Annotated in this window: 16 protein-coding genes; 7 read left to right on the forward strand and 9 right to left on the reverse strand. The window is 42.0% G+C overall.

Annotated features, from left to right (window positions below):
* The 4 genes from OKC24_RS18140 to OKC24_RS18155 all read left to right on the forward strand — a co-directional run.
* On the forward strand, positions 1–238 hold a 238-nt coding region (locus tag OKC24_RS18140), incomplete at its 5' end, for a LysR substrate-binding domain-containing protein (protein WP_265466130.1).
* A gap of 122 nt (positions 239–360) precedes the next feature.
* Complete coding sequence (locus tag OKC24_RS18145) at positions 361–933, forward strand: nuclear transport factor 2-like protein (RefSeq protein ID WP_067670043.1); 573 nt, start codon at positions 361–363, stop codon at positions 931–933.
* A complete protein-coding gene (locus OKC24_RS18150) occupies positions 909–1,406 on the forward strand; it encodes a chalcone isomerase family protein (protein WP_130144977.1) in 498 nt (165 codons plus the stop codon). The genes OKC24_RS18145 and OKC24_RS18150 overlap by 25 nt, the downstream gene beginning before the upstream one ends.
* Before the next feature lie 11 nt (positions 1,407–1,417).
* On the forward strand, positions 1,418–2,104 hold the full coding sequence (locus tag OKC24_RS18155) for a response regulator transcription factor (RefSeq protein WP_067670039.1): 687 nt from the start codon (positions 1,418–1,420) through the stop codon (positions 2,102–2,104).
* 17 nt (positions 2,105–2,121) lie between these two features.
* Here OKC24_RS18155 and OKC24_RS18160 read toward each other — a convergent pair whose 3' ends face one another.
* The 8 genes from OKC24_RS18160 to OKC24_RS18195 form a co-directional block, all read right to left on the reverse strand.
* Positions 2,122–3,444, reverse strand: a complete 1,323-nt coding sequence (locus OKC24_RS18160; RefSeq protein WP_130145092.1) for a sensor histidine kinase — start codon at positions 3,442–3,444, stop codon at positions 2,122–2,124.
* A 35-nt stretch (positions 3,445–3,479) separates the two neighbouring features.
* The gene (locus OKC24_RS18165; RefSeq protein ID WP_067670035.1) at positions 3,480–4,529 is read right to left on the reverse strand and encodes an SAM-dependent methyltransferase; all 1,050 of its coding nucleotides are present in this window, start codon (positions 4,527–4,529) and stop codon (positions 3,480–3,482) included.
* Between the two features lie 8 nt (positions 4,530–4,537).
* Positions 4,538–5,317 (reverse strand): DUF1295 domain-containing protein, encoded by a 780-nt coding sequence (locus OKC24_RS18170; RefSeq protein ID WP_067670033.1) that lies wholly within the window; start codon positions 5,315–5,317, stop codon positions 4,538–4,540.
* Between the two features lie 24 nt (positions 5,318–5,341).
* A complete protein-coding gene (locus OKC24_RS18175) occupies positions 5,342–6,547 on the reverse strand; it encodes an SAM-dependent methyltransferase (RefSeq protein WP_004981573.1) in 1,206 nt (401 codons plus the stop codon).
* Entirely contained in the window at positions 6,544–7,332 is a 789-nt protein-coding gene (locus tag OKC24_RS18180; protein ID WP_130144979.1) for a DUF1365 domain-containing protein, read from the reverse strand. Before OKC24_RS18180 ends, OKC24_RS18175 begins: the two co-directional genes overlap by 4 nt.
* 9 nt (positions 7,333–7,341) lie before the next feature.
* Positions 7,342–8,625, reverse strand: a complete 1,284-nt coding sequence (locus OKC24_RS18185; RefSeq protein WP_130144981.1) for an NAD(P)/FAD-dependent oxidoreductase — start codon at positions 8,623–8,625, stop codon at positions 7,342–7,344.
* Positions 8,622–9,608, reverse strand: coding sequence for an acyl-CoA desaturase (locus OKC24_RS18190; RefSeq protein ID WP_130144983.1), 987 nt, complete (start codon positions 9,606–9,608; stop codon positions 8,622–8,624). The genes OKC24_RS18185 and OKC24_RS18190 overlap by 4 nt, the downstream gene beginning before the upstream one ends.
* 135 nt (positions 9,609–9,743) lie before the next feature.
* Positions 9,744–10,292 carry a lipocalin family protein gene (locus tag OKC24_RS18195; protein ID WP_067670024.1) on the reverse strand — a complete coding sequence of 183 codons (549 nt, stop codon included), beginning with the start codon at positions 10,290–10,292 and terminating at the stop codon, positions 9,744–9,746.
* 471 nt (positions 10,293–10,763) lie between these two features.
* Here OKC24_RS18195 and OKC24_RS18200 point away from each other — a divergent pair, with 471 nt between their 5' ends.
* The 3 genes from OKC24_RS18200 to OKC24_RS18210 all read left to right on the forward strand — a co-directional run bounded on the left by OKC24_RS18200 (position 10,764) and on the right by OKC24_RS18210 (position 11,571).
* Entirely contained in the window at positions 10,764–10,979 is a 216-nt protein-coding gene (locus OKC24_RS18200; RefSeq protein ID WP_067670082.1) for a cold-shock protein, read from the forward strand.
* Positions 10,980–11,075: 96 nt separating this feature from the next.
* A complete protein-coding gene (locus OKC24_RS18205) occupies positions 11,076–11,303 on the forward strand; it encodes a hypothetical protein (protein ID WP_067670022.1) in 228 nt (75 codons plus the stop codon).
* 70 nt (positions 11,304–11,373) lie between these two features.
* Complete coding sequence (locus OKC24_RS18210; protein ID WP_067670020.1) at positions 11,374–11,571, forward strand: hypothetical protein; 198 nt, start codon at positions 11,374–11,376, stop codon at positions 11,569–11,571.
* A gap of 251 nt (positions 11,572–11,822) precedes the next feature.
* Here OKC24_RS18210 and nudC read toward each other — a convergent pair whose 3' ends face one another.
* Complete coding sequence (gene nudC, locus OKC24_RS18215; RefSeq protein WP_067670018.1) at positions 11,823–12,596, reverse strand: NAD(+) diphosphatase; 774 nt, start codon at positions 12,594–12,596, stop codon at positions 11,823–11,825.
* Positions 12,597–13,175: the final 579 nt, after the last annotated feature.

A 13,175-nucleotide genomic window follows, 5' to 3' on the forward strand; every position in this document is an offset into this window, starting at 1 on the left:
AGCGAATGATCGTTATTTTGATAGTCTCAATTTAATGATAGAAGCCGCTGTTTCAGGCTTAGGAATTGCCATAGCCCCTCAAATTTTAGTCGAAAAAGAAATTTTGAATGGAAGAATCATTGCCCCTTTTGGTTTTATCTATTGTGACTATAATTTTTATGCCATGGTCAGCAAAAATAATGAGAATCCTGATGTCATGAATATTATTCATTGGTTAATGGCTGAAGAAAAAGTTTAAAAAAATTAATCATTGATCACCACAATTCTATTCAATGTACTGACTTGAACTTTTATCTTCACATTCTGTTCACTCTAGCCCCCCTAAAGTGTGAGGATGAACGGTGAAGATGGACAGTGAACATGAATCAACTCAAAACGTTAATGGCAATTGCCTTATCCTTACCCGTGCTTTTCCTGTCAGGATGTAAAAGTGTTCCTCGTTATTCCTCGGATTATGCAAATGCCAGAGCCAGTATTCAGGGCATACCCTTAGATGATGCAAAAGCATTAGAAATTGGCACCCGCTTCACTTCGGCATTTAATACCATGGGTACACCTCAATTCGTTGAAAATGCTGGAGCACTGTATGCAGATCAGCTTTTTATTAACGATACGCTGTCGCAATTTACATCACGTAAAAAATTGCTTGAACATTTTCAGGGTATGAACCAGCGGGTGAGTAATGTCACTGTCCGTCTATTAAATACTTCGTATCATCAAGACTCTGCCTATGTGCATTGGCATATGGTTTATGATTTTAAAATGTTCGGGAAAACACGAACAATGGATTCTTTTGGAATCAGTGAAATAAAGGTCAACCCAAACCATAAGATTATTTTCCAACAAGATTTCTGGGATCCTGCCAATGGTCTATATCGTTCTTTGCCCTATGTAGGAGGAACCTATTCATGGGTACTGCCTTTCAAAAAGTAGCCATAACCACTGTACTGATGTTCGGGAGTTTCGGTTCGTGGGCGCATGCACAGAGCTTAAATAAATGTGGTAATGGTCCACTCATGGTGGGACAAAAACAGGTCGGTGTGGCCAGTTACTTTGCGCAAAACTGTAATCTGCCTTGGCAAGGTCAAAACATGCAGATGGATTTTAGCTATACACAGAATATTCCAGAGTGGGCATTCAAACGTGCAGCTACATATCTACTCAAACGTAATATTAAAGATCAAAAAATGCATGCTGTTTTCAATCCAATCACCGATTTGTATCGTCCAGTGAACTCAGGAGATCTATACCAACTAAAGTATAGCCATGCCACACATACCTTAAGCCTATACTTAAACCAGAAAATTCAGGGACAACTTCAGAACCCGCAAGCTCAGCAATATTTTAATATATGGCTAGGTCCTCAACCATTTAGTGCTAAATTAAAACAGCAATTAATAAAGTAGTCACTACAGTTATGTCTAAACATTTTATTTTGATGGTCGAAGATCATTATGAACTGGCATCTACCTTATGCGAGTTTCTAGAAGAGCATGGTTTTGTGGTCGATCATGCTCGAAACCTAAATGCTGCGCGCCAATTGCTCAAGCAGCAACGCTATCATATTTTACTTTTAGATATTAACTTGCCTGATGGTTCGGGTTATGAACTCTGTGAATGGCTACGAAATAAAGAAGGTATGGACCTTCCTGTGCTGATGCTCACCGCACGCGATACACTAAATGACAAACTCAAAGGTTTCAACTCAGGAACGGATGATTATCTAGTCAAACCGTTTGACTTTAATGAGCTGGTGGTTCGAGTCAAAGCTTTGATCAAGCGTTCACAGGGTGAAGTTTCCTCTGGCCGTCTTCAAATTCATGATCTGATTCTAGATCCTGCAACACAGCAACTGACTCGTGCTGGACAAACCATTGAACTACCACCGATTCAGTTCAAACTGCTCAAACTACTGATGCGTCATTCACCTAAAGTTCTGACTAAACAGGAAATTATGATCGAACTTTGGGGGGATGAAGAGCCTGAAAGCGATGCCCTGCGTAGTCATATTTATAATTTGCGTAAAATGGTCGATAAGCCTTTTGAAAAAAAGCTAATTCATACCATATCTGGTGTCGGGTTAAAGATCACTTTAGAAGCATAAGCTTTCGAAGCTGAGTCCTAATTTAAATACACGACAACAATCAGTCCAGTCGTCATCGCCAGATCAACATCTTGATGGGTACTGAGATAATACTGCCGATCAAACAACTCCACTCGCCAACCAAGCAGCTTGCACAACTTCTGTACCAGTTGTAGTCCAATGCCATGACCTTTAATCTCTAATTGCAATTGCTGCCCCGACAGTTCTTGCACCTTGGAGTTATTCGGTAAAGGAATGCCGACACCATTATCTGCAATCAATACTGTATTTTTTTGCAAAATGACATCAATTTCTGTGCCTTGTGAATAATTCAGTGCATTCCGCAAAATATTGCCAAATACCATTTTGGTCATCGATGGGTAAAGTTTACGTGGCTGTTCATCGAGGTCTTTTTGCAAATCAATCTGCATACCTTTGTTATGGCTCACGTTGTCCAAATCCTGAAGCAGATTTTCCAGACATTCGGAAAGCACAGTCGGTTCAGCCGTTAAAGTATCGGTGGTGTTGCGTGCGATTGCTAACAACGTATCCACCAGCAGTTGCATATCTTCAATAGTGTTATGCAAACGAGTAAACGACTTGTTATCGCCATAACGTGCCTGACATAACTGCACATTGCCTTTTAAAATGGTCAGTGGGGTACGCAGCTCGTGGCTGACATCACTGGTAAACTCACGTTCGCGTTGAATAAAATCGCTTAAGACCTGATGATATTTTTCTAGCGCCTGCTTCAGATATTCTGCTTCCAGATTTGAATCAGTCCGGATGTCATGAAACGGCGAAGCCTGATTTTTTTGATGTTCCCAGTCAATATGTTCCAATGCATTGGCTAGACGGGTAATTGGAGAAAAATAGCGCCGAGCACGGCGATTCCACCACCACAGCACACTATAAAGCACAAACAAGCTGACCATCAGTGGTGCCAGACCAAACAACCAGACCAGTTTATTGACATTACTTTCGCCAAAAACCAACAGCACATGCTGCCCGTCTTTTTCACCATAAACAGTCATGCGTTCCTTGCCATCGACAAAATGCCGATTCACCCCTTGCTCAAGCTGCATAGTCTTAAATTGAGGCGGTGGCACAGTGTTCCAGCGGTAACCATACAGATTTTTGGTGTCGGGCAATTCTGCGGCAGGATTACGTTCCAGTCGTTGCCAGTAGTGTGACATTTCCTGTTCTAGCGCTGTTCTGAGCAAAGACCCTTTAATCACCCAAGCACTGAAGCCAATCCCAATCACCACGGACAGGGCAATGAATCCGATTTGCAGCCAGTAGTATCGGTTAAACACCTCACCCAGAGGATGATCACGTTTATCCCTAAACATCTTTAACATTGATGCATTCCCCGCTGGCCCATCCCACTGTTCAATTATACGGCTTTCTTCTTCAACAGAAAGTGTCCAATCACCCACTCGCGTCCATGGTCATAACCAAACAGTTCGGCACAGGCCATAAAGAAAATCCGCCAACGCTGCCACCAGATTGCGGCATCCGCGCCATAAGTTTGTTCAAACAAAGGCTTTAGCTCGGCCTGTTTAGCATCCATATTTTCTAGCCAAGCATTTGCGGTACGTTCATACTGCGTACCCGCCCATTGCCAGTGCTGTTCTAACTGCAAATGTTGCTGAAAATGTAGGAAAGTTGAGGCCGCTGGCATCAAACCACCACTGAAGAAATATTGCGACATCCAGTCAAACTCATTTTTGACTTCAAACGGATAATGCAAGAAACGATGACAGAAAATATGACACCACAATAAGCCATCTGGTTTGAGCCAAATACTGATATTTTCAAATAGTTTTTGATAGTTACGCACGTGCTCAAACATCTCCACCGATACCACACGGTCAAAAGAGGCAGGTTCAAGTTGCAACACATTGACATCACAAGTGATCACCGTCAGGTTATCCAGTTTCTTTAAACAGGCCTGTTCCTGAATATGCTCACGCTGTGTTGAAGAATTTGACACGACCGTAATACGGGCCGTTGGATAACGCTCAGCCATATACAGACTTAAAGACCCCCAGCCACAGCCAATTTCCAAAATATCCTGACCATCTTTCAGTTGCGCTCGTTGGCAGTAGCAAGCAAGAGCAGCTTCTTCGGCTTGATCCAGCGTCGTATCGGCATGTTCAAATAGACTCGCGCTATATTTCAGACGCTTACCGAGTACTGCCTGAAAAAATGCAGTTGGCAGTTCATAGTGCTGCTCATTGGCTTTGTCTGTCTCAATGGCAATTTCACTGTTTTTCAGCATGCTCAGCACATCCATATAGCGCTGCGCAGCCAGTGCTGGGTCAAATCGACCTTCTTGTGCCAAACGTTTTTTGCTCAAGATTTTAATACCAGCACGAATCACTGGATCTGGCAGCTTGCCATTTTCGATCAGTTTTAAAGATTGTTGAATCATAAAGTCCATGTATTTACCTACTCTTTGGGTGGCCACGGAATAAACATTGAAGTTCGTCGTTGATAGTCTTTATAGTTGTCGCCACGATGGGTCAGTGCCTGTTTTTCACTAAAAGGAATCCCCGTAAGGTAGTACAGGAATAGCCACATCAGCAGCGGATAAATCCATAATTCATAGCTTCCTGCTGCCAGACCGAGCACTGGGTAGGCAAACCAATGCAACCATTCAAAAAAATAATTCGGATGGCGCGAGTATTTCCACAAGCCCTGATCCATGCTTTTACCTTGATTCTGCGGATCTAGCTTAAAATGGTAAAGTTGCTGATCGGCAGTGCTTTCGCCTATCAATGCCGATAGCATGATCATGCCCGCCACAATCACGGTGACCGAAGTCCAGTCACTCCATTGCTCGGTCGAGATAGTTAACAAGTTCAACATTGGGTAAGAAAACAGTAACGCCAAACCTGCCTGAAATATAAAAAACACCAGAAAACCGAGATGCTGATAATCCCCCATCGCTCGGCGCATGTTGGCATAACGCGTGTCTTCTTGGGTTTCATGAGCATAGCGCCGGAACAGATGCCAAGTCAGCCGCGAAAACCAGATCCCACTTGCCAGTCCCAGAAATAACCGAACCAACAGCGGTGCACTGTCAATCGCCCAAGCTGCAATAATCACATTGAGCGCAATACTGAAACTCCATGCAACATCAACCAGCCCTGCTCTGCGGTTATAGGTCACCAACACCCAGCTACAGAGCATGATGAAGACATTGAGCAAAAATAAATCTAGCAGCATCTCGCCCTCCCGTTTTATTTCTGCTTAGTAAGCACTGGCTTCAAACAGCAAATGAACATCACTGATCACACCTTCGCGGAAGCCGCCTTCGCAATAACACAGATAAAAATCCCACATGCGGATAAAACGCTCATCAAAATCAAGTTGCAGCACTTGATCACGCTGCTCCAGAAAACGTTGGCGCCAGCACTTCAGAGTTTGTGCATAGCTTTGACCAATATCTTCCAGATGTTTGAGACGAAGTTTTTGCTCCGAAGCCGTTTGCGTCATCACACTGATACATGGAATAAAACTACCGGGGAAAATATAACGCTTAATGTAATCTACCGTATTTAAAGCTTTAACATAGCGTGCATCTTCAATCGTAATCGCCTGTATCAGGGCTAGACCATTCGGCTTGAGGAGCTCGCGGCATTTTCGGAAATAAGTTGGTAAATATTGCTCACCAACTGCTTCAATCATTTCAATGGACACCAATTTGTCGTATTTACCCTCGAGTAAACGGTAGTCCTGAAGCTGTACAGACACCCGATGAGACAGCCCTGCTTCAGCAACTCGGGCGAGTGCTTCATCGTACTGAGCTTTGGAAATGGTAATGGTGGTCACCTTACAGCCATAATGCTGAGCCGCATAAATGGCAAAGCCTCCCCAGCCGCTGCCAATTTCAACCAAATGGTCCATCGGTTGCAATTGAAGTTTTTGGCAGATCAGTTCTTTTTTATAATCTGAAGCTTGTTCCAAGCTCATACAGGGTTCTTTAAACACCGCACTGGAATACATCATGCTGGAATCTAAGAACAATTTAAAAAAATCATTGCTCAAGTCATAATGCTCAGCAATATTCTGACGACTACCATCAATCGAATTCTTGCGGGATTTATACCAAGCCTTGAGTACCAACTGGCTGGCTTTTGCCACTACATTTTGATTCATCCGATCAAGCACATCACGATTACGTGCTAGAATACGAATTACGTTGACCAGATCTTCACTGCTCCAGTAACCACGAATAAAGCCTTCTGCTGCCCCCAGTACACCATTACGGAACAGCAAATCAATAAGGCGTTGGTCGTGAACTTGAATTACTGCATGCAAGTCACTGTAATTTTCCCCGACTAGACCATTCCAGATACCTTTAAATATTAGCTGACCATGACGCAATTTCAGCATATGGCGTAGAACTATCGGCAGTTCGGTATGCTCTCCCATTAACAGTGTTTTCATAGTCATGTCTTTCCTTTTTCTTTTTTAGGATGCCGATAAAACGGAATTTTCTTTTTCCATAAGCGCAAAGCATGTAGATAAATCCCGCTCACCATCCTAAAGGGCTCAAGAACTTTTAATACAGCATATCGATGTTGCTGTGAAGGAAGTGTGATGGCTTGCAGCTTAAATTTCATCGTGGCATCAAATTGCAATATTTCTTGTTCAAACAGCTGCATGTGAATCACATTTTGCTGTTCTGAAAAGCTAAAACGCCAACGGTAATCCAGCGACATCGGCATGAATGGCGACACATGAAAGGCCTTTTTAAAATCAAACTGGTGGCTCTGGTAAGGCGTATGTTCAGTGGTATTATGCCGACAATCGTGAATATACACCTGACGTTCATTCCACGGCGTATTGGTGATTTCACTCAGTACAAAGAGCAATTGGTCAGTGGCATCAAAGATCAGATAAAACACCACCGAATTAAAACGAAAACCCAATGTGCGTGGCAAAGCCAGTACACGGATGGATGCAGCATGTGGTAAATGATAGTTTTCGTGCTTGATCAGTAACCGTGCAACTTTCTGACGAATCGAGCCATATTCCATGTTCAGAAAGTCACGCTCATCCAAGGTCAATAAATTCCAGCGACTAGAAGACCAGAACCAAGATTTTTGGGTAAAATTTGCCAGTTGATCCGGATCAAAGCATAAATAGCTAAGCTTCACCTCAAAAGCATGCGATTTGGGCAAATAGCGACGATGGCGAATTTCGGTAGAAGCGATAGCCAGTGGATACATTTGCATTCTGTACTCCTAAGCCGCTTGCTCAGTGTGTTGCAGCAACTGATTTACAACCCATGAAGCACTACGCGCTCCATCTTCATGAAAGCCCCAGCCCCAGTAGGCACCACAGTATGACGTCCGGTTCTGACCATTAACATCAGCCCAACGTTGTTGTGCCTCAATCGCGGCAGCATCAAATACTGGATGACGGTAATATCGTTCTACCCATATTTTTTTCGGATCGAGGTTAAAGTTAGGATTGAGTGTGGCAAAGATTTGGGTTTTACAATTCAGGTTTTGCAACTGGTTCATCCAGTAACTGAAACCATAATGCATGCCACTATGCTGGAATGGAGTTGATTCAGTTGCATGGCTAGGTGTTACATGTACATGCCAGCTGGCCCATTGGCGTCTGGATTTGGGCATGATATGAGTATCGGAATGCACCACCATATGATTATCCTGATAACGAAACTTGCCAAGTACTTCCCGCTCTTGCGCTGACGAGTCTGTAAGTAAATTCAAGCTATCATCAGCATGGCTGGCAAAGATTACCCAGTCAAAACGCTCACTGCCCTGTGCCGTTTCAATCACTACATCATTGGCACTACGGGATACATGAAGCACACCTGTCTTGCGGAAAGTCATATTCGATTGGGCCTGAATGGCACGAACATAACGCGCTGATCCACCCTTGACCGTAAGCCACGAAGGTCGCTCTTTCAGCTGCAACATACGATGGTGCTGAAAAAAGCTCACCACAAATTTATACGGAATCTGTCCAGCTTGCTCTACTGGACAGGACCATAGCGCCCCGCACATCGGATAGAGATGCTCCTGACGAAAGGCTTCGGAATAGTCATGTCGATTGAGATATGCATCAATACTGAGCTGTGCATCGACCTGTTCAACATCAATATCTTTATTCGCAGCATAGAAACGGAACAGATCCGACAACATCATGCGAAAATCAGCGTTAAAGAAGTTTTGCGGTCGGAACAACAGCGAGAATTTTTTTGAAGGATTGTACTGCAAGCCAGTGACCTGATTGTTCACCGAAAAGCCCATGTCACTGCTTTGCGATTGAATCCCGAGTTCTTTGAGCATTGCACAGAACAGTGGATAGTTATGCTCATTAAATACAATAAAGCCACTGTCCACTGCGACCTGTTCGCCATCTATATTCAACTGATGGGTATCGGTATGGCCGCCAAAGTAATTATTTTTTTCAAAGACCGTGACCTCATGTGCTTTGCTTAATTTCCAGGCCGCATACAAACCGGAAATACCTGAACCAATAATCGCAATTTTCATGGTGATTCCTTAGAATGAATAGTAGGTGCGCCTGTTTTGGCTACTTTTCTCTGTTTTCGAGCTTGTGCAATTTTACTGACGTCATAGATCCGCGCTGGAATTGGCTTTAAGCCCCAGACTATCCCGAGCCAAGACATAATTTTTAGGAGGTAATAGGTCACATCAATCTGCCACCAGTAAAAGCCCTGTCGCGTACTGCCTGCATAATAATGGTGATTGTTGTGCCAGCCTTCGCCCAAGGTAATGATAGACAAGAATAAATTGTTGCGGCTTTGATCATCAGTGTCAAAATCACGGCTGCCGTAATGATGCGCCAGTGAATTGATACATAAGGTCGCATGAATCAGCAATACAGTGGACACCACAAATCCCCAGACCAGTAATTGCAAGCCGGAAGTCCCCAGTTGCGGCCAAGCTATTGCCAACCATTCTCCTAGTGCATAAATCCCACCCGCGGTCAACAGCACCACAATTAGACTAAACCGGTCTAGCCAGATTAATTCCGGATATTTCAGCCAGTCTTTGATGACTTCTTTACGCGTGGCAAAGTTATATTCATTCAGAAACCAACCCACATGGCTATACCAAAAACCGTGGGTAGATGAATGCGGGTCTTGTGAAGAATCTGTATAGCGGTGGTGATAACGATGATGGGCTGCCCACCATAAGGGGCCACGCTGTGCACTCATGGTGCCTAGTAATACAAATAGGAACTGCACTGGACGCGAGGTCTGAAAGGTTTTATGCGATAAATAGCGATGAAAAAAAGCCGTAATGGAAAACATACGAATCAGGTAGAACAGCAGCATAAAGCCCACTGCAAACCACGACACTCCCACCCAGAACACTGCTAGACAAGCCAGATGCAACAGAATAAAAGGTAAAATCCGCTGCCACTGAATCTTGCTGTTTTCAGCCGTCAGTGTTTCGGGCGCTGTGGGTGTAGACCAGCTGTCTATCCATCGCATCAGACTTTTCAACATGGACTCATCCTACTTTCGAGCGATTGTATTTATTCTATTTGATGAGTGTAATCAGTCAGGTATGAATTTTATGTGAAGTAAGGAAAAAAAACCGAACTGTAGAGAGATTTATCAGTTCGGCAAAAGGTTAGCAGATTAATGAGGCAATTTGATAAGTTTTGTCACGTCATAGCCATAATCTTTCGCAGTGTCTATATATGACTGATAAGTTGCTTCATCTAGTTGCGGTTCACGTGACAAAATCCATAGGTATTTATTACTTGGGCCCCCCACGAGTGCCACTTTATATTCCGGGTCTACTCGTAATAGCCAGTAATGACCTTTAGTAAAGGGGATCCATCTTAAACCTTTAGGCAAAAAGCTGACCTTCAGTTTGCTGTTCCCCTGATTTTGCGAATACGCAACACCTTCAGAGCTAATTATCTCGCCATTGGCAATTCGGCAGCTATTCAATACCCTGATAGTTTGATCGGCATTGACGCTATATTGTGCCGTGATATTAGCTATACATTTACGCTGAAAATACATCGGTAAATGCGCAATTTCATACCATTTACCGGCATACTTCTGTATATCTACCCGATCTACTGCCTGAGGCGCAGCAGTTTCTGCTTGAGTCGTTGTATTTAAGCTGATGATAGACAGTGCTATCGCTGCAAAAGCAGACTTAAATCGCATCTTCATTTTTTAGCCTTGTTGGATCTCAGGATTAAGATAACCCAGCTAGATGTGAACAAAGCGTGAAGATCAAATGCAGGGCGAATGTAGGCAAAATTTCAATTTTATAGCCTGAAAAAAAGGTATAATCATTTTTTATTGGATCCCATTTTTAAGCGGTAAATTAGTTTTTTCTGTATCAATGCTGTCGATAGACTTGTTAAAAAAAGTCAACCAGATCAACAAACTCTTTCCAGATTCAGATCCCTTTTATAAGATAATCAAATATACATATAAAAAAACTTGATTAAATTTATTTTTAATGTATAGTGATCTTAACTAGAAAAAAATCTTGTTTCATTCAATCTCTGTTAAGTATCGTCGTTTTATTCATAATCCTTCGTTTTTTTAGATTTTAAGTCTCATTCATTATTATTTTCCAAGTTATCAGCAGTCAATAAAATGGCTAAAATTATTAAAAAATCAGTAGGATTTATTATGTCAAACTCAAATATTGTTAAAGGTACGGTTAAGTGGTTCAATGAAACTAAAGGTTTTGGTTTTATTCAACAAGAATCTGGCCCAGACGTTTTTGCTCACTTCAGTGAAATTGCCAGTTCAGGTTTTAAAACCTTATTTGAAGGTCAACAAGTTGAATTCAGCATCGCTCAAGGTCAAAAAGGACCAAACGCAGTTAATATTACTGCGGTCTAAGTAATTAGATGAATTAAAAAAGTACGTCACTGTACTTTTTTAATTCAAAAGTTGTTAATCATATTCTTCGAAAAATTCACAAAAATAGGATACACATTGTTAAAAAATAATGAATTAGTGGCAAAATCTACAAATGGTACTGAAATTATTGTCTCGTTAATCCCTTTAAATAAAATGCAAAATACACGTGAAGGGTTTAAAACGATCGAAGTTGGTAAAAAAGTACGTCTAGAATCTGGCGTTGAAGTAGATTTAAATTTAGATAGTCGTACATTTTATATCTCTATGAATCAATTATTTAAGTTAAATCATAAAGTTATTTAACTTAAAAATTTATGAATAATCAAGCCATGTAATCGTTTATCTTTCGTGCTGTTCTTCAAGGTATATCTAAATGCTTAAACAAAATCTAAATATAAAAGATCAATTCGGTATCAAATATTCTATTCAGGCCACAGTTAATCACCATTTTGACGCTAGCCAGTCTTACTCCCATGTCAAATATATAACCGTGGATGGTGAAGATATTCGACCTAGCTTTGATATGTTTTTCCAAAGTACTTCAAGTGGAAAAATTTTCAAGATTATCTAAATTATTCCCAACCTATTCAGGACGGCATCTGTTTATAGGGGTCTGCAAAATACAGCACATCCACATGGTCGAACCGATGACACCACACTAAAAACCATGCAGCACCATCATTGCCAAGCTCTTTATTTCAGTCTATAGAATGAAAACGGGCAAAGTCCGTGGCAAGTGCTGAGAGTTCCTTTTCTATATTTCCGCTCTTATTTCAGCCTGAAATTATCATCTAAATATTCAAACATTTCTCTTTTTAAATTTCAAAGCCATTCTTTACTGTCATCTGCAACAGGCGTTCCATGTATCACATGCTGAATCATGGCATAGGCGATACTGCCCTTGAACGGAATCTCGGGTAACTGATTAAATTTAAAAAATTGCGCATCGCTGAGTTCATTTTCTTGAATCTGAATTTCCCCTCCCTGATATTCTGCCTTGAAGGCCATCATCAGATTGCTGGGAAACGGCCACGGCTGACTGGCTAGATATTGAATATTTTTGATTTGTAGTCCCACCTCTTCCAGCGTTTCACGGCTTACTGCCTCTTCCAGGGTTTCTCCAACTTCAACAAAGCCTGCAATCAGGCTGTACATCTGGGTTTTGTTGCGAGCATTTTTTGCCAGCAGAATTTCATCTGTACCTCGGGTAATGATGGTAATCACACAGGGATTCACCCGCGGATACTGGTTATAGCCACAGGATGGACAGATCATGGCATACTGGCTGACATGCTGCTGGGTGGCGTGACCGCATTTACTGCAAAAGCGGTGGTTACGGCGCCATTCCAGTAACTGTACCGCACGGCTAGCCTGTTCAAACTGCGGTCTGCTCCAGACTTGCACCAGTTGCCGGATTGGAACCAGCTGATAACCTTCCGGCACCGGTTCGTCTTCTTTCAGGTCACGAGCAATGATCTCGCAATTTTCCGACAGGTTTAGGTCGTGCTGCAGTCTTTCTACCTGCGGCAACTGAAAATGCTCATCCACTAGTAATTGCTGCTGTCTAAAAATATACGCTTTTGAATGCATGCTCATGACAATTCCCTGATAAAAAAATCCCATACAGAGGGGTGTATGGGACAAAACTAAGGAAGCTCACATGGAGTAACTTCAAGCCAGATACTAGGCGTGAGCTACTTGAATTACAACCATAATAATTTGTATCTTTTTGATTAAAATCACATAATTTTCACACTACTCATGTATTAAGAAATCATGTAAAGCGAGTTTCATCAACTGGCTTTAGCATTGTAGGGATGAATNCACATGGAGTAACTTCAAGCCAGATACTAGGCGTGAGCTACTTGAATTACAACCATAATAATTTGTATCTTTTTGATTAAAATCACATAATTTTCACACTACTCATGTATTAAGAAATCATGTAAAGCGAGTTTCATCAACTGGCTTTAGCATTGTAGGGATGAATATTTTGTTATAGCAGTACTCATCATTTCTGAGCGATGTCAGCGGGCCATCTGGTCGAGTTGGATTGATTCAACATGCAGAATGATCTTTATTTTCACAAAAAATTGAACTGTCTTGACTTACACTGCGCTATCTTTCATAGGGTCTGGAATGGCTATGCGTTTCGGTTTAATTCTGGGTGACCAG

This window comes from Acinetobacter entericus, assembly GCF_026168575.1.
In the GTDB taxonomy this organism is placed as follows: Bacteria; Pseudomonadota; Gammaproteobacteria; order Pseudomonadales; family Moraxellaceae; genus Acinetobacter; species Acinetobacter bouvetii.

Coding starts and splice junctions, on each gene's coding strand:
- OKC24_RS18190 (WP_130144983.1), bottom strand. CDS start 9,608: ATGTTGAAAAGTCTGATGCGATGGATAGACAGCTGGTCTACACCCACA.
- OKC24_RS18175 (WP_004981573.1), bottom strand. CDS start 6,547: ATGACTATGAAAACACTGTTAATGGGAGAGCATACCGAACTGCCGATA.
- OKC24_RS18170 (WP_067670033.1), bottom strand. CDS start 5,317: ATGCTGCTAGATTTATTTTTGCTCAATGTCTTCATCATGCTCTGTAGC.
- OKC24_RS18200 (WP_067670082.1), top strand. CDS start 10,764: ATGTCAAACTCAAATATTGTTAAAGGTACGGTTAAGTGGTTCAATGAA.
- OKC24_RS18160 (WP_130145092.1), bottom strand. CDS start 3,444: ATGTTAAAGATGTTTAGGGATAAACGTGATCATCCTCTGGGTGAGGTG.
- OKC24_RS18155 (WP_067670039.1), top strand. CDS start 1,418: ATGTCTAAACATTTTATTTTGATGGTCGAAGATCATTATGAACTGGCA.
- OKC24_RS18180 (WP_130144979.1), bottom strand. CDS start 7,332: ATGCAAATGTATCCACTGGCTATCGCTTCTACCGAAATTCGCCATCGT.
- OKC24_RS18145 (WP_067670043.1), top strand. CDS start 361: ATGAATCAACTCAAAACGTTAATGGCAATTGCCTTATCCTTACCCGTG.
- OKC24_RS18150 (WP_130144977.1), top strand. CDS start 909: ATGGGTACTGCCTTTCAAAAAGTAGCCATAACCACTGTACTGATGTTC.
- OKC24_RS18165 (WP_067670035.1), bottom strand. CDS start 4,529: ATGGACTTTATGATTCAACAATCTTTAAAACTGATCGAAAATGGCAAG.
- nudC (WP_067670018.1), bottom strand. CDS start 12,596: ATGAGCATGCATTCAAAAGCGTATATTTTTAGACAGCAGCAATTACTA.
- OKC24_RS18185 (WP_130144981.1), bottom strand. CDS start 8,625: ATGAAAATTGCGATTATTGGTTCAGGTATTTCCGGTTTGTATGCGGCC.
- OKC24_RS18195 (WP_067670024.1), bottom strand. CDS start 10,292: ATGAAGATGCGATTTAAGTCTGCTTTTGCAGCGATAGCACTGTCTATC.
- OKC24_RS18210 (WP_067670020.1), top strand. CDS start 11,374: ATGCTTAAACAAAATCTAAATATAAAAGATCAATTCGGTATCAAATAT.